1 protein-coding gene is annotated in these 523 nt (G+C 50.9%); it reads left to right on the plus strand.

Annotated elements, in window-relative coordinates:
• Window position 1: 1 nt before the first annotated feature.
• A partial coding sequence (locus R7O13_RS30745; RefSeq protein WP_318305704.1) for an ATP-binding cassette domain-containing protein occupies window positions 2-523 on the plus strand: 522 nt, incomplete at its 3' end.

The raw sequence follows: 523 nt of genomic DNA on the forward strand, positions 1-523 counted from the left end.
CGTGATCAAAGAGTTCACTGTGGGCGGTGGCTTTGCCAAAGAAGAGACTTTTCGAGCGTTGCAAGGCGTCAGTTTTGATCTTTACGCTGGGCGAACATTGGCTCTCGTTGGCGAATCAGGCTGCGGTAAAAGCACGTGTGCAAGGCTAATCACAAAGGTTTACCCGGCGAGCGAAGGGGAAATTCTATTTAACGGCACCAACATCAATGACATCACCTCACGACACGATATTCAAGATTATCGCAGTAAGGTGCAAATGGTGTTTCAAGACCCTTTTGGATCGCTGAACCCTACCCACACAATTCGTCATCATCTAACTCGCCCGTTGAAAATCCACAAGCAGGTGCAGCATGACCGCGAGATCCCGGCGAGATTGGAGGAACTTCTCAAGCTGGTGGAATTGCCAGAAGAGACGTTAAACAAGTACCCGCACGAACTCAGCGGCGGTCAGCGTCAGCGAGTAAATCTCGCACGCGCACTGGCCGTCGGTTCACAAATAATTTTGGCCGATGAGCCAACATCG

Source organism: Vibrio sp. Y176 (genome assembly GCF_033438945.1).